Source organism: Streptomyces sp. SID8352 (assembly GCF_009862265.1).
GTDB lineage: Bacteria > Actinomycetota > Actinomycetes > Streptomycetales > Streptomycetaceae > Streptomyces.
On record NZ_WWGX01000064.1, the window covers coordinates 115,209 to 136,804 of the forward strand.

18 protein-coding genes and 1 pseudogene are annotated in these 21,596 nt (G+C 75.8%); 3 read left to right on the forward strand and 16 right to left on the reverse strand.

The features are described from left to right. Positions 1-86: 86 nt before the first annotated feature. From GTY84_RS20345 to GTY84_RS20420, 16 genes and pseudogenes are all read right to left on the reverse strand, one after another. On the reverse strand, positions 87-1,505 hold the full coding sequence (locus GTY84_RS20345) for an MFS transporter (protein WP_161227732.1): 1,419 nt from the start codon (positions 1,503-1,505) through the stop codon (positions 87-89). Between the two features lie 182 nt (positions 1,506-1,687). Further along, positions 1,688-2,044: an MmcQ/YjbR family DNA-binding protein gene (locus GTY84_RS20350; RefSeq protein ID WP_161227733.1), complete on the reverse strand. Its 357-nt coding sequence runs from the start codon at positions 2,042-2,044 to the stop codon at positions 1,688-1,690. A 114-nt stretch (positions 2,045-2,158) separates the two neighbouring features. Then, positions 2,159-3,061, reverse strand: coding sequence for a LysR family transcriptional regulator (locus GTY84_RS20355; RefSeq protein ID WP_161227734.1), 903 nt, complete (start codon positions 3,059-3,061; stop codon positions 2,159-2,161). A gap of 59 nt (positions 3,062-3,120) precedes the next feature. Further along, positions 3,121-4,314 carry a glycine C-acetyltransferase gene (locus GTY84_RS20360; protein ID WP_161227735.1) on the reverse strand — a complete coding sequence of 398 codons (1,194 nt, stop codon included), beginning with the start codon at positions 4,312-4,314 and terminating at the stop codon, positions 3,121-3,123. A 28-nt stretch (positions 4,315-4,342) separates the two neighbouring features. Then, positions 4,343-5,371, reverse strand: a complete 1,029-nt coding sequence (gene tdh / locus GTY84_RS20365) for an L-threonine 3-dehydrogenase (protein ID WP_161227736.1) — start codon at positions 5,369-5,371, stop codon at positions 4,343-4,345. A gap of 446 nt (positions 5,372-5,817) precedes the next feature. Continuing rightward, entirely contained in the window at positions 5,818-6,411 is a 594-nt protein-coding gene (locus GTY84_RS20370; protein ID WP_161227737.1) for a GAF domain-containing protein, read from the reverse strand. Between the two features lie 73 nt (positions 6,412-6,484). Further along, a complete protein-coding gene (locus tag GTY84_RS20375; RefSeq protein ID WP_161227738.1) occupies positions 6,485-7,108 on the reverse strand; it encodes an ATP/GTP-binding protein in 624 nt (207 codons plus the stop codon). Further along, entirely contained in the window at positions 7,086-7,463 is a 378-nt protein-coding gene (locus GTY84_RS20380; protein ID WP_265295447.1) for a DUF742 domain-containing protein, read from the reverse strand. The genes GTY84_RS20375 and GTY84_RS20380 overlap by 23 nt, the downstream gene beginning before the upstream one ends. Continuing rightward, positions 7,460-7,894, reverse strand: coding sequence for a roadblock/LC7 domain-containing protein (locus GTY84_RS20385; RefSeq protein ID WP_161227739.1), 435 nt, complete (start codon positions 7,892-7,894; stop codon positions 7,460-7,462). Before GTY84_RS20385 ends, GTY84_RS20380 begins: the two co-directional genes overlap by 4 nt. A gap of 1,100 nt (positions 7,895-8,994) precedes the next feature. After that, a pseudogene (locus GTY84_RS34030) lies at positions 8,995-10,809 on the reverse strand (ATP-binding protein); the annotation flags it as partial. Positions 10,810-11,171: 362 nt separating this feature from the next. Beyond that, positions 11,172-12,278, reverse strand: coding sequence for a 1,2-phenylacetyl-CoA epoxidase subunit PaaE (gene paaE, locus GTY84_RS20395; protein ID WP_161227740.1), 1,107 nt, complete (start codon positions 12,276-12,278; stop codon positions 11,172-11,174). After that, positions 12,279-12,785 (reverse strand): 1,2-phenylacetyl-CoA epoxidase subunit PaaD, encoded by a 507-nt coding sequence (gene paaD / locus GTY84_RS20400; RefSeq protein ID WP_161227741.1) that lies wholly within the window; start codon positions 12,783-12,785, stop codon positions 12,279-12,281. It abuts the gene before it with no gap. Continuing rightward, positions 12,779-13,606 (reverse strand): 1,2-phenylacetyl-CoA epoxidase subunit PaaC, encoded by an 828-nt coding sequence (gene paaC / locus GTY84_RS20405; protein WP_161227742.1) that lies wholly within the window; start codon positions 13,604-13,606, stop codon positions 12,779-12,781. Before paaC ends, paaD begins: the two co-directional genes overlap by 7 nt. Positions 13,607-13,615: 9 nt before the next feature. Further along, positions 13,616-13,909: a 1,2-phenylacetyl-CoA epoxidase subunit PaaB gene (gene paaB, locus GTY84_RS20410; RefSeq protein ID WP_161227743.1), complete on the reverse strand. Its 294-nt coding sequence runs from the start codon at positions 13,907-13,909 to the stop codon at positions 13,616-13,618. After that, positions 13,906-14,892 (reverse strand): 1,2-phenylacetyl-CoA epoxidase subunit PaaA, encoded by a 987-nt coding sequence (gene paaA, locus GTY84_RS20415; protein WP_161227744.1) that lies wholly within the window; start codon positions 14,890-14,892, stop codon positions 13,906-13,908. The genes paaB and paaA overlap by 4 nt, the downstream gene beginning before the upstream one ends. A 341-nt stretch (positions 14,893-15,233) precedes the next feature. Further along, complete coding sequence (locus tag GTY84_RS20420; RefSeq protein WP_237532430.1) at positions 15,234-16,184, reverse strand: LysR family transcriptional regulator; 951 nt, start codon at positions 16,182-16,184, stop codon at positions 15,234-15,236. Between the two features lie 199 nt (positions 16,185-16,383). Between GTY84_RS20420 and GTY84_RS20425 the strand changes: the two genes are divergently transcribed. From GTY84_RS20425 to GTY84_RS34035, 3 genes are all read left to right on the forward strand, one after another. Continuing rightward, complete coding sequence (locus tag GTY84_RS20425) at positions 16,384-17,532, forward strand: MFS transporter (protein ID WP_161227776.1); 1,149 nt, start codon at positions 16,384-16,386, stop codon at positions 17,530-17,532. Between the two features lie 461 nt (positions 17,533-17,993). After that, complete coding sequence (gene paaN / locus GTY84_RS20430; RefSeq protein WP_202551474.1) at positions 17,994-19,682, forward strand: phenylacetic acid degradation protein PaaN; 1,689 nt, start codon at positions 17,994-17,996, stop codon at positions 19,680-19,682. 210 nt (positions 19,683-19,892) lie between these two features. Beyond that, entirely contained in the window at positions 19,893-21,563 is a 1,671-nt protein-coding gene (locus tag GTY84_RS34035; protein ID WP_237532432.1) for a LuxR family transcriptional regulator, read from the forward strand. Positions 21,564-21,596: the final 33 nt, after the last annotated feature.

Consider the following 21,596-nt stretch of genomic DNA (forward strand, 5'->3'; position numbering starts at 1 on the left):
CCCCCGGCCGAACGTGCAGGAAAACCATACCGCACTCGGGCCGGTGGTCGTGCACCGCTTTTCCGCGGGGGCGCCTCCCGGCCCCGTCAGCAGCGCTTCCCGCAGGCCGACCCGGGGGCCCCGGCCGGGCCCGGGGCGGGATCCGCGCCCGGAGCCGCTCCGGGGCCGGGCCGGGAGGCGGGCTCGGGCTCGGGCTCCGGCGGAACCGTCGACGCGGCCCGGGGCGCGTCCACGCGGACCAGGCCGCGCACGGCGGAGATCAGCAGCAGGGCGACGGGGACGACGAGGCTCATGACACCCGCGACGAGCAGCACGTTCCCGGCGCCCAGCAGCGAGGCCGCGGGACCGGCGAGGGCCTGGCCGACCGGCACCATGGCCAGCGAGCCCGCCACGTCGTAGGCGTGGATGCGGTTGAGCACCTCGCCCGGCACCTGCGTCTGCACGCTCGTCGCCCACATCACGCCCCAGAAGGACAGGCCCGCCCCGGCGACGGCCGCCCCGGCCGACATCGCGGGCAGCCCGAGCCCGGCGCCGACCGCCGCCGGGAAGGCCGCGAAGCCGAAGAGGGCCACCGCCCCGGCGCGCAGCATGCGGCGCGGGCGCAGCCGGAGCGCGATCAGACCGCCGACGACGGTCCCGGCGCCGAGGGCCGAGTTGAGCAGGCCGTAGGCGCGGGGCCCGTGCTGCTGCACCACCTCGGTCGCCACCAGCGGGATCGTGGGCCCCCACACGGTGACCATGTAGACGCACCAGACGGCGATGACGCCCCAGAGCCAGGTGCGGGCGCGGAACTCCCGCCACCCCACGCCGAGATCGCCGCGGAACGCCCTCCATCCCCGGGCCCCGGCGGAACCGTGCGGGGCGGGGGCCGCGCCGGGGGTCGGCGGGGGCAGACGGAGCAGCAGCAGGCACAGGGCGCTGATGCCGTAGGTGGCGGCGTGGGCCGCGAAGACGCCGCCCGGCGAGGCGAAGCCGACCAGCAGACCGGCCACGGCGGGCCCGGCGAGCTGGGCGGCGGACTCGGCGACGCGTATCGCGCCGTTCGCGCCCTGGATGTCGGAGGCGAGCCGGGGCACGGTGCTGGCGACGCCGGGCTGGAACACGGCCCCCGCGACACCGTTGACGAAGCCGATGGCGCAGATCTCCCAGAGCACCACGTGCCCGGAGAAGAACAGGGCGGCGGCGACGGCCTGGGTGCCGAGCCGCACCAGATCCGCGCCGATCATCAGCTTGCGGGTGCTGAACCGGTCGGCCAGCACTCCGCCGAAGACGACCAGCCCGGCGAACGCGGCGGCGGTCGCGGCCATCGCGAGGCCGACGGCCCCGGCGCCGTACCCGTGCTGGAGGAGTCCGGCGGCGAGGGCGACCGGGAGCATGGTGTCCCCGAGCCGGGCGATGGCGCGGGCGACGAAGAAGAGCGAGAAGTCCCGCGACCAGACCGGGCGCGCACCACCCGCCCCGGCCGCTCCGTCGGACGTGGGCTCCGCTGGCTTGGCTCCGGTCATCCCGCGCCGCTCCCCTCCCGGCCGGTCCCGCCGGCCGCTGTGACATCGCCGTCCCGGCCAGGCCGCTGCCGCCGCCCCGGGCACCGCCGCGCCCCCTGTGCCGCCGGGATCCCCCTCCGGTCCCGGCCGCCGCGCGTGTCCCCGGATCATGCCACGGGGCACCGGCGGTGCCCGAGGGGGTTTCACTCCCCGGGCAGCCCCAGCCGGGGGTGGGAGTCCTGCAGCCGGACGGGGGCCGCCTGGCGCCAGGAGTCGGCGAGGATGTCCCGCAGCTCGTCCTCCCCCTCCAGGGCGGCCAGCCGGGCCCGCACCCAGGCGAACTGGGCCTCGTGGCCGGCGATCCAGAACTTGTCCGGCTCGGCCAGCACCAGTTCGTCGCGCTCGTCCTTGGGGCAGCGCACCGCCATGGAGGTCTCGTCCTCGGGCAGGGTGGCGAACATCTTGCCCGCGACCCGGAAGGTGGGCATGCTCCAGGCGGTCTTCTCGGTGGTGTCCGGCAGGGACAGGGCGATACGGCGTACGTCTTCGGCATCCGGCATGGGAGGCACCGTAGCCGCCGCCACTGACAGCCGCGCTCCGGGCGGCGGCGCGGGGCGGTCCGCCCCGGGAGCACTTCCCGGTCCGCGGCTCCGGTCCGGCTCCGGGCCCCGGTCCTACTCCCCCGCCGCCGCCTCCAGGGCGTCCAGGACCGGGCGGATCAGCGGGTGCTCCTCGGCGCCCCGGCGGACGGCGGCGAAGACCCGGCGGGTGGGGGCGACGCCGTCGACCGGGCGGACCACCACCCCGGCCAGGTCCATGCCGAGCAGCGCGGAGCGCGGGACCAGGGCGACCCCGGCGTCGGCTGCGGCGAGGGAGACGACGGCGCGGAAGTCGTCGGAGGAGTGCTCCAGGCGGGGCTGGAAGCCGGCGCTCTCGCAGGCCAGCACCACCACGTCGTGGCAGGGGTTGCCGGGGTAGGGCCCGATCCACGGGTCCTTGGCCAGCTCGGCGAGCGGCACCTCCGCCGCTCCGGCGAGCCGGTGCGCGACCGGGACGACCGCGTCGAAGGGCTCGGCGTACAGCGGCACGTGGGTCAGGCGCGGGTCGTCGGCGGGCGGCGCCCCCCGGTACTCGACGGCGACGGCGATGTCGAGCCGCCGGTCCAGCACCATGGGCAGGCTGGCGTCGCCCTCGGCGTCGTGGACGCGGATGCGGATGCCCGGCGCGGACGCGGCGAGGCGGGCCAGCGCGGGCGCGACGACCAGGGCGATGCCCGTGGCGAAGGAGGCGACGGTGACCGTCCCCGCGGCGCCCGAGCCGTAGGCGGCCAGTTCCGCCCCGGCCCGCTCCAGTTGGGCGAGGACGGCGTTGGTGTGGCGCAGCAGGATCTCCCCGGCCGGGGTCAGCCGGACGCCCTTGGCGCCGCGCTCGACGAGGCGGTGCCCGGTCTCCTGCTCCAGGGCGGTGAGCTGCTGGGACACCGCCGAGGGGGTGAGGTAGAGCGCGGCGGCCGCCGCCGTCACGGTGCGGTGGTCCGCCACCGCCCGGAGGATGTGCAGCCGCCGCGCTTCGATCACACCGTCGATTCTGCCAGGCCGCGGCCCTGGCACCGGTCCGGCCCCCGGCGCCGTCACCGTCAGGCGTCGAGCTGCTCCCGGGCCGCCACGAAGGCGTCCACGGCGCGGTTCACGTCGTCCGCGGAGTGCGCGGCGGAGAGCTGGACGCGGATGCGCGCCCGGTCCTGCGGCACCACCGGGTAGGAGAAGCCGATCACGTAGACGCCGCGCTCCAGCAGCAGCTCCGCCATCCGTCCGGCGCGCGCCGCGTCGCCGATCATCACCGGGGCGATGGCGTGGTCGCCGGGGAGGATGTCGAAGCCCTCCTCCGTCATCCGGCGGCGGAACAGCGCGGTGTTCTCCGCCAGCCGCACGCGCAGGTCGTCGGCGGACTCCAGCAGGTCGAGGACCTTCAGGGAGGCGGCGGCGATCACCGGGGCGAGGGTGTTGGAGAACAGGTAGGGCCGGGAGCGCTGGCGCAGCAGGGCGACGATCTCGGCACGGGCGGCGACGTAGCCGCCGGAGGCACCGCCGAGCGCCTTTCCGAGGGTGCCGGTGATGATGTCGACCCGGTCCATGACTCCGTGCAGTTCGGGGGTGCCCCGCCCGCCGGGACCGACGAAGCCCACGGCGTGCGAGTCGTCGACCATGACCATGGCGTCGTAGCGGTCGGCCAGGTCGCAGATCTCGCGCAGCGGAGCGACGTAGCCGTCCATGGAGAAGACGCCGTCGGTGACGATCAGCCGGCGGCGGGCGTCCCCGGCGGCCTTGAGCCGGGTCTCCAGCTCGTGCATGTCGCGGTTGGCGTACCGGAGGCGGCGGGCCTTGCTGAGGCGGATGCCGTCGATGATGGAGGCGTGGTTGAGGGCGTCGGAGATCACCGCGTCCTCGGGGCCGAGAAGGGTCTCGAAGACACCGCCGTTGGCGTCGAAGCAGGAGGAGTACAGGATCGTGTCCTCCTGGCCGAGGAACGCGGAGAGCCGGGCCTCCAGTTCCTTGTGCACCTCCTGGGTGCCGCAGATGAAGCGGACGGAGGCCATGCCGTAACCCCAGCGGTCCAGGGCCGCGTGGGCGGCGGCGACGACCTCCGGGTGGTCGGCGAGGCCGAGGTAGTTGTTGGCGCAGAAGTTGAGGACCTCGCCGGGGCGGCCGCCCGAGGTGACGCCCACGGTCGCCGACTGCGGGGTGCCGATGACCCGTTCCGGCTTGTGCAGCCCGGCGGCGCGGATCTCGTCGAGGGTGGCGCGCAGGTCGTCGCGCACGGAGTCGAACATCTCACTGGCTCCTGAAGAGACGGATGGGTTAAGCGGTCCAGTCGAGGATGACCTTGCCGCCCCTGCCGCTCGCGGCATCGGCGAAGGCCGCCTCGAAATCGCGGTGGGAGTACCGGCCGGTGATCACCGGAGTGAGGTCCAGCCCACCCTCCAGCAGTACCGACATGGCGTACCAGGTCTCGAACATCTCCCGTCCGTAGATGCCCTTGAGGGTGATCATCGAGGTGACGATCCGGGCCCAGTCGACGGGGAACTCCTCGGCGGGCAGGCCGAGCATCGCGATCCGGCCGCCGTGCGTCATGTTGGCGATCATGTCGCGCAGTGCCTCGGGGCGGCCGGACATCTCCAGGCCGACGTCGAATCCCTCGCGCAGGCCCAGATCGCGCTGGCCGTCCGCGATGGTCGCCCGCGACACGTCGAGGGCGAGGCTCACGCCGACCTTGAGCGCCAGCCGCAGCCGCTCCTCGCTCACGTCGGTGATCACGACGTTGCGCGCCCCGGCGTGCCGGGCCACGGCGGCGGCCATCAGGCCGATCGGCCCGGCGCCGGTGATGAGCACGTCCTCGCCGACCAGCGGAAAGGAGAGCGCGGTGTGCACGGCGTTGCCGAACGGGTCGAAGATCGCGGCGACGTCGAGGTCGACGGGCACGCGGTGCACCCAGACGTTGGACGCGGGCAGGGCGACGTACTCGGCGAACGCCCCGTCCCGGCCGACGCCGAGGCCGACCGTGGCCCGGCACAGGTGGCGCCGTCCGGCCAGGCAGTTGCGGCACTTGCCGCAGACGAGGTGGCCCTCGCCGCTGACCCGGTCGCCGGTCTTGACGTCGACGACGTCCCGGCCGGTCGCCACGACCTCGCCGGCGAACTCGTGGCCGACGACCAGGGGGGTGCTGACGGCCTGCCGCGCCCAGCCGTCCCAGTCCCGGATGTGCAGGTCGGTGCCGCAGATCCCGCTGCGCAGCACCTTGATCAGCACGTCGCCGGGTCCGACGGCGGGCTCCGGCACGTCCGCGAGCCAGAGCCCCGGTTCCGCCTTGTCCTTGACCAGCGCCTTCAACGCGGGGCTCCTGAGGGTGAGGGCCCGGCGCCGGGCATGCCGAAGGCACCCGGGGCCGGGGAGGGAAGTGGATGCCACAGCAATCTGCCGTACGGCGCGGGCCCCGGTCCATCGAGCGTTTCTTAACCCCGGCCCCAGCTTTCCTTCACGCCGCCGGGCGGGCACGGCGGGGAACCGGTGGGCCGGGCGCGCCGGTGCGGCGCCTCCGGGGTGGTGTTCCCGAAGGGTTCCGGGCGCGGGTGCCCTCGGCGCGGGTGCCCTCGGCGCGGGTGCCCTCGGCGCGGGTGCCGGGAGCGGGGCGGTCGCGGCCGGGGCGGTCGCGGCCGGGGCGCCGGGGGCCGCCCGTGCCACCGGGTGACCGGGGTCCCGCCGGCCCCTCGCTCACCGGCCTCCCGCTGTCGCGGTGGCCCCCGCGACACCGGCCGCCCGCCTCCCGCCGCGGCCGGTCACAGCGGGAAGCCGTCCTCCGCGCTGCGCTCGATGCGCCGCACCAGATCGGCGGCGGTCGCCTTGATGGTCTCCAGACCGGCCCGGCCCCAGGTCCGGGGCCGCACATCGGCGGCGGACACCGTCCCCAGCGCCGTCCCGGTGCTGTCGATGAGCGGGGCTCCGAGGTAGGAGCGGATACCGAAGGCGTCGACGACGGGGTTCCCGGCGAACCTCGGGTAATCGCGCACGTCGTCCAGGACCAGCGCCTTGCGGCGGACCGCGACATGGGGGCAGAAGCCGTGGTCGCGGGGCTGGAGGCGGTGGAGGACGGGGCGGACGCCCCCGGTGGGCGCGACGGGCCCGGAGCGGGACGGCGGCGCGGGCTCGGGCACGCACAGCCCGGCGTAGAACTGGCCGTTGTCCACCAGGAAGTTGACCATCGCGTAGGGCGCCTCGACGAGCGCCGCGAGATGGGCGGCGAAGGCGTCGAGCGCGGGGTCCGGGCCGTCGGCGAGCCCGAGCAGACGCAGCCTTCCGACGCGGGCCGGCGCCTCCCGGTCCTCCGGGGTGAGCAGCAGGCGTCCGGCCGGGCGCGGCGGGTCGTGGCTCATCGGCGGGCTCCGTCGCAGTGGGCGGGCGTCATGTGCGCCTCCGTGGGGGTGGGTTCGGCGGGAGCGGGGGCGGTCACCGGCGGACGCGGTGACCCGCCGCGCCGGCCGGGGTGCGGGCGATCAGATGGCGTACGAGGGTCACCAGGGTCTGCACCCCGGAGCTGGAGATCCGGGCGTCGCAGGGCACGACGGGGACGTCGGGGCCCAGGTCGATGGCGGCGCGCACCTCCTCGGGGTCGTAGCGGTGGCCGCCGTCGAACTCGTTGACCGCGACGACGAAGCCGAGCCCGCGCTCCTCGAAGAAGTCGACGGCGGCGAAGGACTCCTCCAGGCGGCGGGTGTCGGCGATGACCACGGCGCCGAGCGCCCCCTCGCACAGCTCGTCCCACATGAACCAGAACCGCTCCTGGCCCGGGGTGCCGAACAGGTAGAGCACGTGCTCGCGGTCGAGGGTGATGCGGCCGAAGTCCATGGCCACGGTCGTCTCGTGCTTGTTCTCGATACCGTCCAGGCTGTCGGTGGCGGCGCTGACGGTGGTGAGCAGTTCCTCCGTGCTCAGCGGCGCGATCTCGCTGACCGCGCCGACGAAGGTGGTCTTGCCGACCCCGAAGCCGCCGGCCACGAGGATCTTCAGCGCGGTCGGGAAGGGCTCGGGGCCGCCCGTGCGGGCGCGGTCAGAGCTGTCGTCGTAGTCCATCGAGCACTGCCTCCAGAAGGGCCCGGTCCGTGGGGTGGTGGTGGAACGCCGCGGGTGGCCCGGCGGTCAGGGCCCCGCAGTCGACGAGGTCCGCCAGCAGCACCTTGGCGACGGCCACCGGGAGCCTGAGCCGGGCCGCCAGCTCCGCCACCGCACGGGGCGCCCGGCACAGGGCGAGGGCCTGGGTGTGCTCGGGTCCGAGATAGCCGAGCGGGACGGCTCCGGTGGCCCGCACCTGGGACATCAGGTCGAGCGCGACGGTGGGCCGGGTGCGGCCGTTGCTGATGGTGAAGGGGCGGACCAGCCGTCCGGCCGCGTCGTCGATCCAGGGCTCGTCGGCGACGGACACGCTCACGGCCTCATCGCCGCGGGTTCGCCGGTGTGCTGGCGGGGCGCGGTGACCAGATAGGGCCGGACGCTCTTGACCAGCATGGCCATCTCGTAGCCGAGCACGGCGGCGTCGGCCTCCCGGCCCGCCAGCACGGCGAGACAGGTGCCGGAGCCCGCGGTGGTGACGAAGAGCAGGTTCGAGTCCAGTTCGACGACGACCTGGCGCACGTCGCCGCCGTCGCCGAAGCGGACTCCGGCGCTGCGGCCGAGCGAGTACAGGCCGGAGGCCAGGGCCGCCATGTGGTCGGCGCTGTCCCCGTCCAGGCCGTGGACGGACTTCACCAGTCCGTCGCAGGACAGCAGCACCGCGCTGGTGGTGTGCGGCACGCGCTGCACGAGGCCGCTCATCAGCCAGTCGAGGTCGGATGCGGGGCGCGTCGGCGCGTCGCTCGCCATGGTGGATCGACTCCTTGGGATGGGAAGTGCTGCGGGAGCGCTGGTGGGGGAGGTGATCGGACGGACGGGAGGGGCCGGGTCGCCCGGCGGGGCGGTCATCCGGCGGTGTCCCCGGAAGCGGGCGGCGCGGGCACGGGTCCGCCGGGGGGACTCGGGACCGCGGGGGGCGCGTCCGGGGAGGGGTCCCCCGGCGCGCCCCGGTGGGGCGGCTCACCGGGGGCCGGTGCACCGGTTCCGGTTCCGTCCTCCGCTCGGCCCCGGGCGGTGCGGGCGGGTGCCGTGCGGCGCCAGGAGGCACGGGACGGCTCCGGGAGGCCGGGGCGCGTGCGGTCCACGGGGCCGGGGGCCGGATGCGGGGGCGCCGTGGGGCCGCCGGGATCCTGGGGGCGGGGGGCCGCGTGCCGGGGGTCGGCGGGACGGGGTTCACCCGGAGGGGCATGCCGCGGACCGGGGTCCGCCGTGCGGGTCTCCATGTCGCTGAACTCCCTGTACCGGCGCTCCATGTAACCGGGTTGCAGGGGGCGGGTCTCCATGTGACGGAGTTCCGTCCGCAGGGGTTCCGCCGGGCGGGGCTCCAGGGGACGGGGTCCGCTCCACCCCGGTTCGGCCGGACCGGCCCCCGGGCCAGGGGGTTCCGGGTGACCGGACTCCCTGGGAGCGGGGAGCAGATGCCCGCTCCCCGCGTATCCGGCCGCCAGGTGCCCGGACTCCATGGGGCTCGGTTCCCCGTGGCCGGACTCCCTGGGACCCGGTTCACCGTGGCCGGACTCCTCTGCCTTGAGGCCCGGTTCACCATGGCCCTGTTCCAGAAGGCCCGGTTCCGCGCGGCCGGAGGAGGCCAAGGGGCCCCGCTCCAGGAAGTCCGGGTCCACATGACCGGGTCCGGGCTCCCCGTACTCCGCGGGGCGGGGCCCCGTGTCCCCTCCCCCGGTGTGCTCCGGACCGATGGGCCCGGACCCGTTGTACCCGGGCGCCGGGGGGCGCGGTTCCCCTCGGGGCAGGGGCGGCGGAGCCGGTTCCACGGAGGGATGCCTTGGTCCCGGTGCGGGGCTCTCCCCGGGGGCCGGTGCCACCGGGGCGTCGGTGTCCGGCGGAGTGTGCCGGGCCTCCGCGAGGCCGATGCCGCGCTGGAAGGCCGCCATCAGACCGGGATCGTGCCCGGCCGGGTGCTCCGGGCGGGGCTCCTGGCGCGCCACGGGACCGCCGCGCAACTGCGGCACCAGGTGCTCCCGGGCCCGTCGGCGGGGCAGCCGGGGCCGGTTGGCGGACCCGTCCGGGAGACCTCGGGGCGGGGCGGCCGGAGGACCGCCGGGGCCGACGGATCCCCCGGCGCCCCCGGCACCGTCGGTCCGCGCCTCCGGCACGGAAACGGACGGCACTGAGACGGACGCCGCGGAGACGGACGGCGCGGAGACGGACGATCCGGACCGCTCCCTCCGGGGCCCACGCACCGGCAGCCGCGACGGGGCTCCGTCGTCCCCGGGCGACACCAGGGGCGGAACGTGCGGGGCGGGACCGTCCCGCCCGGCGGTGTCCGGCACCCCGGCCGGGTGTCCGGCACTCCCCTCCCCGGAGGGCACCGCCGGGCGCGGTTCCACCGGCGGTGCCACGGCCACCACCGCCTCCACCGACACCCCCGCCGACGCCCCGGCGCCGAGACCCGCGCCGCGCGCCTCCTCCGGCCGGAGCCCGTCGGCGGGCCCGGTGGCCGCCGCGCCGAGCAGGTCCTGCGGCAGGACCAGGACGGCCTGGACCCCGCCGTAGATGTTCGACTGCACTCGCACGGTGATCCCGTGCCGTCTGGCCAGCATGGAGACCACGTAGAGCCCGATGCGGCCGTCGGCGAGCATCCGGGCGGCGTTGACCTGGTCGGGGTCGGCGAGCAGGGCGTTCATCCGGTGCTGCTCGTCCACGGGCATGCCGAGCCCCCGGTCCTCGACCTCCACGGCGAGCCCGGAGGTGACGAGGCCCGCGCGGAGCAGGACCGGTGTGTGGGGCGCGGAGAACACGGTGGCGTTCTCGATGAGTTCGGCCAGCAGGTGGATGACGTCCGCGACGGCGTGGCCGCGCAGGGTGCCGTCGATGGGCGGCACCAGGCGGACCCGGGAGTACTGCTCGACCTCGGCGATGGCCGAGCGGAGCACCTCGGTCATGTCCACCGGGTTGCTCCACTGGCGGCGGGAGACGGCGCCGCCGAGCACGGCGAGGTTCTCGGCGTGGCGGCGGACCCGGGTGGCGAGGTGGTCGACGTGGAAGAGGCCCTTGAGCAGGTCCGGGTCCTCGATCGCGTTCTCCAGCTCGTCCAGGATCGAGATCTCCCGGTGCACGAGGGACTGCAGCCGCCGGGCGAGGTTGACGAAGACCTCCAGCTTCTGTTCGCTGCCGGTCTGGCTGGAGAGCTGCGCGGCCTCGACGACGGCGGTGAGGGCCCCGTCGTGGGCCCGGGCCAGGTCGCCGGCGAGCAGGTCGAAGTCGTCGGCGTCCTGCGGGGGGCCGCCGCGCGGGGTGCGCGGGGGCGGGCCCTCGCCGCGCCGCATCGCCTCGACCACGGCGCGCAGTTCGCCCTCGTCGCGCACGGTGTCGCGGCGCAGCGCGCCGACCCGCTCGCGGACGGAGCGCGCGGCGCGGTCGGCGGCGATGGCCGCGATGGCGACGGCCGCCAGGGTCAGCGAGACGGCTCCGGCGAGGACCGCCCACAGCGCGGGGGCGGGCCGGACGGCCGTCGAGCGGACGGTGAACAGCACGGCCGCGCAGCCGCCGAGGGCCACCGCGATGGGCGGCAGCACGGCGAGGCGCAGGAGTTGGGGCCGTATGTGGGTCTCGGGCAGCGCGGGGGTGGTACGGGCGGCGGGGCGGCCGTGCCGTCCGCCCTCACGGCGGTCCGCTCGCGCGGCGGGGGCGCGGAGGTGAGACATCGAGGGTCCTCGTACTGGTCCGTCGGGCCTGGGCGGCCGCTCGGGGTACGGCGGACGCCACGCGGGCACGCGACGCCACGCGGGCACGCGTCATCGCGGCGCCGGGCGAACGGACCGGAGGCCCGGTGCCGCGTCGACCGACGGGCACCGACAGTAGTCGCCCGAGCGACCCGACCGGTGGCCAGTTGACAGAGTCCCCCGGCCGCGTCACGCCTTGGAATGAGGCGTCGTACGACAGCCCGATAACCCGGTGAAGCATCCGTTCCCCAAGGGGGTTCGACCGGTCGGACCCGATCGGAAACGGTCACGTTCGGTAACCATGGCGGGCGAGCCCTCAGGACCCGGCGGGGACACCCGGCCCGTCAGCCGTCGTAGTCCACCGTCAGGGTGTCGGAGACGGGGTACGACTGGCAGGTGAGCACGTAACCGGCGTCGACCTCGGACTCCTCAAGGGCGAAGTTGCGCCGCATGTCGGCCTCGCCCCGGGTGACGAGGGCGCGGCAGGTGCCGCAGACACCGCCCTTGCAGGCGAAGGGCAGGTCGGGCCGGTGCCGCTGGGCCCCGTCGAGGAGGGTCCGGTCCCGGGGGAGGGTGAGGGTCGTGGAGCGGCCGTCCAGGGTGAGGGTGACCTCGCTGACCGGCCCGTCGGGACCGGTGTCCTCGTGCCGCACCTCGCGCACGGGTTCGTCGTCGGCGTGGAACAGCTCCCGGTGGACGCGGCCGGCGGGGACGCCGAGCCCGGTCAGGACCCGTTGGGCGTCGCGGACCATGCCGTGCGGACCGCAGAGCCACCAGTGGTCGGCGGTCGGCACGTCGACGAGGGCGCCGACGAGGGCCGCGAGCCGTTCCGCGTCGAGCCGTCCGGAGAGCACCTCGGCCTCCCCGGGCTCCCGGGAGAGGACGTGGGCGAGTTGGAAGCGGGCCGGGTGGAGGTCCTTGAGGTCGGCCAGTTCGTCGGCGAACATCACCGTGTCGGTGCGGCGGTTGCCGTAGAAGAGGGTGACGGTGGAGCGGTCGTCGGCGGCCAGGACCGACTCGGCGATGGACATCATGGGGGTGATGCCGGAGCCGGCCGCGATCAGCACATGGTGCCCGGGGACGGTCAGGTCGGGGGTGAACAGGCCGGTGGGGGCCATCACCTCCACCATGTCGCCGGGGCGCACCCCGTCGACCAGCCAGGAGGAGAAGAGGCCGCCGGGCACCACCCGCACCCCGATCCGGGGCGGCGATCCGGCCGGAGAGCAGATCGAGTACGTGCGCCGCTCGTCGCGTCCGTCGACCTCCCGCCGCAGGGTGAGCGACTGGCCCGGCGCGAAGGCGAACTCCCCGGCCAGCTCGTCCGGCACCTCGAAGCCGACGGCCACCGCGTCCGCGCAGAGCCGCTGGACGGCGGCGACGCGCAGCCGGTGGAAGCGGGGGCGGCGGCGGACGCCGGCGGAGGTCCGCGCGGCGGGGGCGGTCGGGGCCATCTAGATCTCCTTGAGGTACTCGAACGGCTCGCGGCAGTCCAGGCAGCGCCAGAGCGCCTTGCAGGCCGTGGCGGCGAAGCGGGAGGTCTCCTCGGTCCGGGCCGAGCCGCAGCGGGGACAGGGCACCGTGCGCCGGGTGGGCGACAGCACCAGGGGGACCGGCCCCCGGGGCGCGGCGCCGGGCGGGGCGATGCCGTGCTCGGCGAGCTTGCGGCGGCCCTCCTCGGTGATCCAGTCACTGGTCCACGGCGGGCTGAGCACGGTGCGGATCTCCACCCTGGGGTATCCGGCCCCGCGCAGCCGCGCGGCGACGTCGGCGCGCATCTCGGCCATGGCGGGGCAGCCGGAGTAGGTGGGGGTGAGGCTCGCGACGACCGTGCCGTCGGCGGTCATCTCGACGCCGCGCAGCACTCCGAGGTCGGCGAGGGTGAGCATGGGCAGCTCGGGGTCCGGCACCCCTTCGGCGACGCGGCGGGCGCGGCGGACGTCCAGGGGGGCGGTCACCATGTCGCCTCCGGGTGGGCGCGGGCCACACTCTGCAACTCCTCCACCAGGGGCGCGAGATGGCCGGTGTGGCCGCCGTCCCGGCCGGAGCCGGGCAGGCCGGCGCCCCGCGGCGCGGGGAGGCCGGCCTCCTCGGTCACCTGCCGCAGTACGGCGTCGACCGCCGCGCGCGCGTCGTGCGCGGCGAACAGCTCGTCCAGGTAGGGGGCGACCTGCTCCAGGGCGGCGCGGGTGCGGCGGTGCGACTCCTCGGTGCCGTCACCGAGGCGCACCACCCACTCGGCGGCGTACTGGCGGTGGTAGGCCAGTTCCCTGACGCCCTTGGCGGCGACCGCGGCGAGGACGGGGTCGGGGTGCGGGAGCAGCCGCTCGAAGTGCGCGAGGCGCCAGCTCGCGAGCACCAGCAGCCGGACGACGGTGAACGCGAAGTCGCCGTTGGGGAGTTCGGCCAGGCGGACGTTGCGGAAGGCGTCGGGGTCCCGGAAGTAGGCGTAGGCGTCCTCGTCCCGGCCGGTGCCGTCGGCCTGTCCGGCGCGGGAGTACAGCAGCCGGGCCTGGCCGATGAGGTCGAGGCCGATGTTGGCGAGCGCGACCTCCTCCTCCAGCTCGGGGGCCCGGGTGGTCCACTCCGCGAGCCGCTGGGCGAGGACCAGGGCGTCGTCCCCGAGGGCGACGCACTCGGCGGCCAGGGCGGTGGCGTCGACGCCCTCGGGCACGGTGGTGTCGACGCCGTGCAGCGGGGACTCGAAGCCGGTGCCGTAGGCCCAGCGGGCGTCGTCCTCGTGTCCCTCGGCGAGGGACAGGTAGACGTGGTCGTCGCTCATGCCCTGCTCCTAGATGTGCGGGACGTCCTCGGGGATGTCGTAAAAGGTGGGGTGGCGGTAGACCTTGTCGGCGCTGGGGGCGAAGAAGGGGTCCTTCTCGTCGCGCGTGGTGGCGGCGATGTGCTCGGAGCGCACCACCCAGATGCTCACGCCCTCGTTGCGCCGGGTGTAGAGGTCCCGGGCGTGGGTGAGCGCCATCGCGTCGTCGGCGGCGTGCAGCGAGCCGACGTGGACGTGGTTGAGGCCGCGCTTGCCGCGCACGAACACCTCGTACAGCGGCCAGCCCTGCTGTCCGGCGGTCATGCCGCGGCTCCCTTCGCGGCGCGGGCGGCCCGCTTGGCCGCGTGGGCGGTGGCGGCCTCGCGCACCCAGGCGCCCTCCTCGTGGGCGGTGCGGCGCCGCTCCATCCGCTGCGCGTTGCACGGGCCGTCGCCCTTGATGACGCGGGTCAGCTCCTCCCAGTCGGGGGTGCCGAAGTCGTGGTGCCCGCGCTCCTCGTTCCAGCGCAGCTCGGGGTCGGGGAGGGTGACACCGAGCCGGGCGGCCTGGGGGACGGTCATGTCGACGAAGCGCCGGCGCAGTTCGTCGTTGCTGTGCCGCTTGATCTTCCAGGCCATCGAGCGGGCCGAGTTGGGCGAGGCGTCGTCGGGCGGCCCGAACATCATCAGGGACGGCCACCACCAGCGGTCCACCGCGTCCTGGACCATCTCCCGCTGGGCTTCGGTGCCGCGCATCATGGTCATCAGCAGCTCGTAGCCCTGGCGCTGGTGGAAGGACTCCTCCTTGCAGATGCGGACCATCGCGCGCGCGTAGGGGCCGTACGAACTGCGGCACAGGGGAACCTGGTTGCAGATGGCGGCGCCGTCCACGAACCAGCCGATCACTCCGACGTCGGCGAAGCCGAGCGTGGGGTAGTTGAAGATCGACGAGTACTTCTGGCGCCCCTCGACGAGCCGCTGGGTGAGGTCGGCGCGGTCGACGCCCAGGGTCTCCGCCGCCGAGTACAGGTAGAGCCCGTGGCCTGCCTCGTCCTGGACCTTGGCGAAGAGGATCGCCTTGCGCCGCAGGGACGGGGCGCGGGTGATCCACTCGCCCTCGGGCTGCATGCCGATGATCTCCGAGTGCGCGTGCTGGGCGATCTGCCGCACGAGTGTGGCGCGGTAGGCGTCCGGCATCCAGTCGCGCGGCTCGACGCGCCGGTCCCGCGCGATGGTGGCGTCGAAGTGCTCCAGCAGCGGGTCCGGGGCGGTGTCCGGCGCCGCCCCGGTGGAGTGTGTCGTCGTCATCGAGTACCAGCTTCCCAACCGACCATTCGTTCGGTACCAGTGTGGCGTCTTTCCGCCCGCCGGGCAAGGCCCGGGGGAGCGCTCGGCGACGGCGGAGGACCGGGCGCGGCGGCGGGCCGCTGGAGCGCGGCCCGCCGGCCGGGAGGTGAAGCCGGGGCGGGGCCGAAGGGCAGGGAGCTTGGGGGCGGGGAGCCGGGGCGGCGATCACCGCCGGGGAGGCCGGGGAGGGCGGCCGGGGCGGGGGCCGGGGCCCGGTTGCGGGGGAGGGCCCGAGAGGCCGGGGCCGCGGTGCCGAAGGGGGCCGAGGGCCGGGGCCGGAGACCGGGAGGTCAGGGCCGGGCTCAGAGGCCCAGCCGGGAGAGGTCGCCCGCCACCGCCTCCGCGAAGGCGCGGACCCGGGCGTTCTCCCGGTCACCGTGCCAGACCAGGCCGAGCGCGGACTCGGGGACCCCGGTGACCGGGACGTAGGCCACGTCCCGGCGGTGGTGGTACTCGGTGGTCGGCCGGCACAGCAGCATCACGCCCCGGCCCGCCGCGACCAGCGACAGCCCCTCCTGGAGGGTGCCCACCGCCGGGCCCTGCGGGACCGGGGCACCACCCGGGGTGCGGGTGGGCGCCTGGACCTCGCGCCAGTAGCCGGGCGCCGGGGCGGCCACCCCGACGAGGGGCGAGTCGGCCAGCTCCTCGGCGTCCAGGACGGCCCGCCCGGCGAAGGGATGCCGCCGGGAGACCGCCAGGTACTGCGGCTGGCGGGAGAAGACCGGCCCGAGGACGAAGTCGGGCTCCTGGACCGGCAGCAGGACGACGGCGGTGTCCACCTCGTCGCGGCGCAGCGGCCCGAAGGGGTCGGAGAGCGGCAGCTCGGTGATCCGGGACTCGCAGCCGGGATGGCGGTCCTCGAACTCCCGCACCACCTCCATGAAGCCGTATCCCGCGACGCCCTGGAAGCCGATGCGCAGGGGCCCGCCGCCGAGCGCCGCCGCGCGGGCGTTGTCGACGGTGGCGCGGAGGGCGGCGTAGGCGGGGCGCAGGGAGCCGAGGAAGTCCTCGCCGAGGGGGGTGAGCCGCACCCTGCGGCTCGTGCGGTCCACCAGGCGGGCGCCTATGCGCCGCTCCAGGGCGCGGATGAGCTGGCTCACCCGGCCCTGGGAGACGTACAGCCTCTCCCCGGTCCGGCCGAAGTGGAGCTCCTCGGCGAGGACCAGGAAGCACTCCAGCTCGCGGATCTCCACGGAACCCGCCGACGGGGGGTTCCCCCGGGGGACCCCCGGACCGATGACGGTCATGGTCATGCCTCCCACGCTGCGCGCACGCGCGGTCGCCGGGCGTCCGCTCCGCGCGCCGATCGATTAGCCCACCTCATGGAAGCATGAGAAGTTCACGCTTGTTCCGCCTCCGGCCGCCGAGTTGGCTGGGACCATGGCAAAAGTTGAGGATCTGTCCGTACAGCAGCCCGCGCCGAGGGGGGCCGGGAGCCGCGGGTGGCCCGCGGTGGTGGCGGTGGCGGCCGGAACGTTCACCGTGGTCACGTCGGAGATGCTGCCGGTGGGACTGCTCACGCCGATCGGCGGGGCCCTGGAGGTCAGCGAGGGGACGGCGGGGCTGACCCTCACCGTCACCGGGCTGGTCGGCGCCTTCTCCGCGCCGCTGGTCACCTCGGCGGTGGGGCGGCTCGACCGCCGCGTGGTGCTCTGTTCCCTGATGCTGCTCCTGGCGCTGGCCAATGTGCTGGCCGCGTGGTCGCCGAACTTCGCGGTGATGATGGTCGCCCGGGTGCTGATCGGCGTCGGCATGGGCGGGGTGTGGTCGCTCGCGGGCGGGCTCGGCGTCCGGCTGGTCCCGGCCCGGTCCGTCGGACCGGCGACCTCCATGATCTTCAGCGGAATCGCCATCGCCTCGGTGCTGGGCGTCCCGGCCGGTGTGTACATCGGTGAACTGGCCGGCTGGCGCGAGGCGTTCCTCGCCATCGCCGGACTGGCGCTGGTGGTGACGGTCGCCATGGCCGTACTGCTGCCCCCGCTGCCCGCCGAGCGGGCGGTCGCCCTGGGCGGTGTGCTGCGGCTGTTCGGCGATCCCCGGGTGGCCTCCGGACTCGCCGTGGTGGCCCTGCTGGTGACCGGCCACTTCGCCGCCTACACCTACGTCAGGCCGGTCCTGGAGGACGTGTCCGGCGTCCGGGACTCGACGATCGGCACCCTGCTGCTCGTCTACGGCATCGCGGGCATCGCGGGCAACTTCCTGGTCGGCGCCCGGGTCGGGCGGTCGGTGCGGGGCGTCCTCGTGGTGATCAGCGCTGCGCTGGCGGCCTCGGTGCTGCTGGTCCCGCTGCTGGGGCTCTCCGTGGCCGGTGCCGCGATCCTGCTGGTGGTGTGGGGACTGGCCTACGGCGGGGTGTCGGTGAGCACCCAGACCTGGCTGGCGCTGGCCGCTCCACAGGCGCGGGAGGGCGTGACCTCCCTGTTCGTGGGCGTCTTCAACGGGGCCATCGCCCTGGGCGCCTTCGCGGGCGGCCGGGCCGCGGACGGTCCGGGCATCGAGGCGGTGCTCTGGCTGGGCGGCGCGCTGGCCCTCGGCGCGCTCCTGGTCAGCGCCCTCGGGCGGGCCCCCTCCCCGGTCGCCGCGGTGGCGCCGCAGGAGTGAGAGAGCGGCCGGACGGCTCCCCATGGGCCGTCCGGCTCGGTCCGGTGGTCCCTCGTCCCCCGTCGGCCACCGGACCGTACTCCTCCGCGCCCGCTCCCCGCCCTCCGGTCACGGCGCCGCCGCGATCGCGACGCCCGAGGGGTATGCCGAAGTATGGACGGAATATTTCCTTCCATACCTATTCGCTATCAACTCTTGCGTTCTGCGGCTCTTGTTGTGATGGGATGGACGTCGTTCGGTCCAGGGAGACGAGACGCGATCACGGGGATCGGGGGAAGGACGTCCGCGCGCCGCCGCGATCCGGCCGCGCGGACGTGTGCAGGCCGGGTGACACCCACCGGGCCGGCCCCCGGCGGAGCTCCGACCGTGTCTCGAACGACGGGAGGGGCACAGGAGTGGAAAAGACCGGAACATTACCACCGGCAGAAAGAGCGACGTCCCCGGCGGCCCTTCTCGGGGAACTGGCGCGGCGGCACGGGCCGACCCTCGACCGGGCCCGCGAGACCCTCCGCACCCGGGAGCACTGGTCGCCCTACCCGGAGGACCCCGCCGCCTACGGCCCCGCCGCGGCGGCGTCCGCCCGGGACGCCCTCGCGGCCCTGCGCGGCCGGACCCTCGACCTGGGCCAGCCGGGCCGGGACGGCCTCGTCGGCCCCTCCCCCGCCGAGGGCGGCGAGCGCTCGCCCTACGGGCCCGAACTGGGCATCGCCTACCCGCACCACGACCCCGACGTCCTCGTCGCCGCCATGCGGCGGGCCATGCCCCGGTGGCGCGAGGCGGGCGTCACGGCGCGGGCCGCCGTCTGCGCGGAGATCCTGGCCCGGCTCAACGCCGCCTCGCACGAACTGGCCCTGGCCGCCGAGCACACCAGCGGCCACAACCCGGTGATGGCCTTCCACGCCGGGGCCGTCCACGCCCAGGACCGGGGGCTGGAGGCAGTCGCCCAGGCCGTGGCGGAGCAGACCCGGCTGCCCGGCTCCGTCGTGTGGAGCAAGCCGATGCCGGACGGCGAACCGTTCGTCCTGGACAAAACGTTCACCCTCCGGCCCCGCGGGGTCTCGCTGCTCGTCTGCAACAGCGTCTTCCCCACGTGGAACGGCTACCCGGGCCTCTTCGCCTCGCTCGCCACCGGCAACCCCGTCCTCGTCAAGCCCCATCCGAGCGCCGTGCTGCCGCTCGCGCTGACCGTGCGCACCGCCCGCCAGGTGCTGGCGGAGACCGGATTCGACCCCGATCTGGTGTGCCTGACCCCCGAACGGCCCGGCGAGGGGCTCGCCCGGCGGCTCGCCGTCCACCCCGACGTGCGGATCGTGGACTACTCGGGCACCACCGGCTTCGGCGACTGGCTGCGCCGCAACGCCTCCGGGGCCCGGGTCTTCACCAGCACGTCGGCCGTCAACAGCCTGCTCATCGAGTCCACCGACGCCTACCGGGGCATGCTGGCCAACCTGGCCTTCGGCCTCGCCCTCTACAGCGGCCAGCTCTGCACCAGCCCGCAGAACCTGCTGGTCCCCCGGGACGGCATCGCCACCGACGAGGGGCACAAGTCCTTCGACGAGGTGCTGACCGACCTCGGCGGTGCGCTGGAGGAACTGCTCGCGGACCCCGCGTCCGCCGTCTCCGTCCTCGGCGCCCTGCTCTCGCCCGAGGTGTTGGCCCGGGTGGACACGGCCGCGTCCGGTGCCCTCGGCCGGGTGGCCGTCGCCCCCCGACGGATCGTCCACCCCGGCCATCCGGACGCCGTCGTCCGAACCCCGGCCGTGATCGCCCTCGACGCGGCGCGCCCCGGCGACCTGGCCACCCTGTCCGCCGAGTGGCTGGGCCCGGTGCACTTCGCGGTCGCCGTCGACTCCGCCCGGGCGGGTGTCGAGCTGCTGGCCCGCACCGCACGGGAGCGCGGCTCGCTGTCGGCCGGCGCCTGGACCGTCTCCCCGGCGACGCGCGCGGCGCTGGAGGACGCCTGTGCCGAGGCCGGCGTCATGCTCTCCCTCAACCTGATGGGCCACTGGTACATCACCCAGTCCGCCGTCTACTCGGACCTGCACGGCACGGGACTGAACCCGGCGGCCGACGCGGTCTACTGCGACGCCGCCTTCGTCGGCGGCCGCTTCCACACGGTGGGCGTCCGCCGCCACCGCTCCCCGGACTGAGCGCCCCGCGCCACCGGCCCCCGCCGGAACGCCCCGCGACGGCGCCGCGCCACGGCCCTCCCCACCGGTCGTCCCCGGGGGACCGACGCCCGCGCCCGGTGCCCCGACGGCCGCCCCCACCCGGCCGTGTCACCCCCCTCCCCCTTCGCCTCCGCTGCTCACCGCGCGTCCCCCTTCCGCGATCCTCCTGACCCTCAGGGAGTGCCCCCCATGCTCTCGACCCCCACCCTCGATCTCCCGCTGCGCGGCCGCGCGCGCGAACTGGCCAGGATCGCCGCCGTCCTGGAGGCGACCCTCCGGGGCGGCACCGCCCTGATCCTCGTCGAGGCGCCCCCGGGCCACGGCAAGACACGGCTGCTGCGCGCCGCCATGGCCCTGGGCGAACAGCTCGGCTACGCCCTGGCCGGACCGGGCGGCCTCCCCTGCCCACCCCCGCGCCGCTCCGCGGGCCCCCAGGCGCCCGGGCCCCTCCCCGGACCCGGCGGGGCGGCCCCGGCCGGCCGCACCGGCCACCCCGGCGGGGACCCCGTCCTGGTCGTCCTGGACGGGCTCCAGGGCCCCGACCCGGCCGCCGGGCCCGGAGCGGGAATCCTCCCCCGGCACGGGCTGCCGCACGACCGGGTCGTCTGGCTGGCGGCACGCCGCACCGACACCGGCCACGATCCGCGCGGCGTCCTGCTCTCCGACCCCCGCCGCCGCCACGAACACCTCGTCCTGGGCCCGCTCGGCGACGACGCCGCCCTGCGGCTGGCGGCGGACCTGCTGGGCGCGCCGCCCGGCCCCTCGGTGGCCCGGCTGGTGGAGCAGACCGGCGGCCACCCCTGGCTGCTCACCGAACTGCTCGCCGGGATGCGGGAGGAGGGCACCCTCCGCGTCGAGGGCGGCCGGGCCCGGCTGACCGGGACGCGGCTGCCGGACCGGGTGCGCACCCGGCTGCACACCACCCTCGCGCAGTACTCCCGGGAGTGCAGGCAGTTCCTGAACGTGGCCGCCGTGCTCGGCACCGAGGTGGAGTACACCGAGCTGTCGGCCATGCTGGGCCGCCCGCTGTCGGCGCTGCTGCCGGTCATGGAGGAGGCGTGCGCCACCGGAGTCGTCCGGCACGCGGCCGACCGGCTCGCCTTCCACAGCGGGTTCATGCGCCAGGCGGTCCGGGACGCGGTGCCCGACGCGCTCAAGCGGGTGCTGCACCAGGAGGCCGCCCTGCTGCGCGCGTCGGCCGGTGCCCGACCCGGCGCCCCGTTCCGGGCGGGGGTCCGGATCCCGGACGGCGGAGCCGCGCCGCCGCCCGCGACGGCGGTCCGGCGCCTTTCCGGGGCGGGTGCGGGACCCGGTCCCGGCCCTGGTCCCGCCCCTGGCCCCGGCCCCTGGGACGGCTGCCCGCCCGGCGGCCACTGGCCGTTCTCCGCGGCCGGGCGTGCCGCGAGAGGGGGCGGGCCGGACCGACCCCCGGTCCCGCCCGGCACGGTCGCCCCGGAGGGGTTCCGGGAGGCGGGGGCCGAGCCGCCGCGGTACGGCGCCCCGGGCCCCCGGCTCAACCGGCGGCAGCGGGAGCTGGTCCTCCTGGTCTCCGAGGGGCTGACCAACCGCCAGGCGGCCACCCGCCTCGGGCTCTCCCCCCACACCGTCAACTACCACCTGCGCAGGCTGTTCAAGAGCTACGGGGTGAACTCCCGCATCGACCTGCTGCGGGCGGTCGCCGAACACCACCGGGCCCCGGCCGGTGCCCCCGCCGCGCCCGGAGCGGGCCCGGACGACTCCCCGCTCGCCCCCACCCTGCTGGCACCGCTGGCCCCCCGCCCGGCCGCCGCTCCGGCGACGGCCGCGCCGGTGTCCCCGTCGGCCCTGTCCGGCGCCGGTTCCTCCGCCCCGCGCGGCTGACGCCCCCGTCCCGGCCTCCCCCTCCCTCCCCCT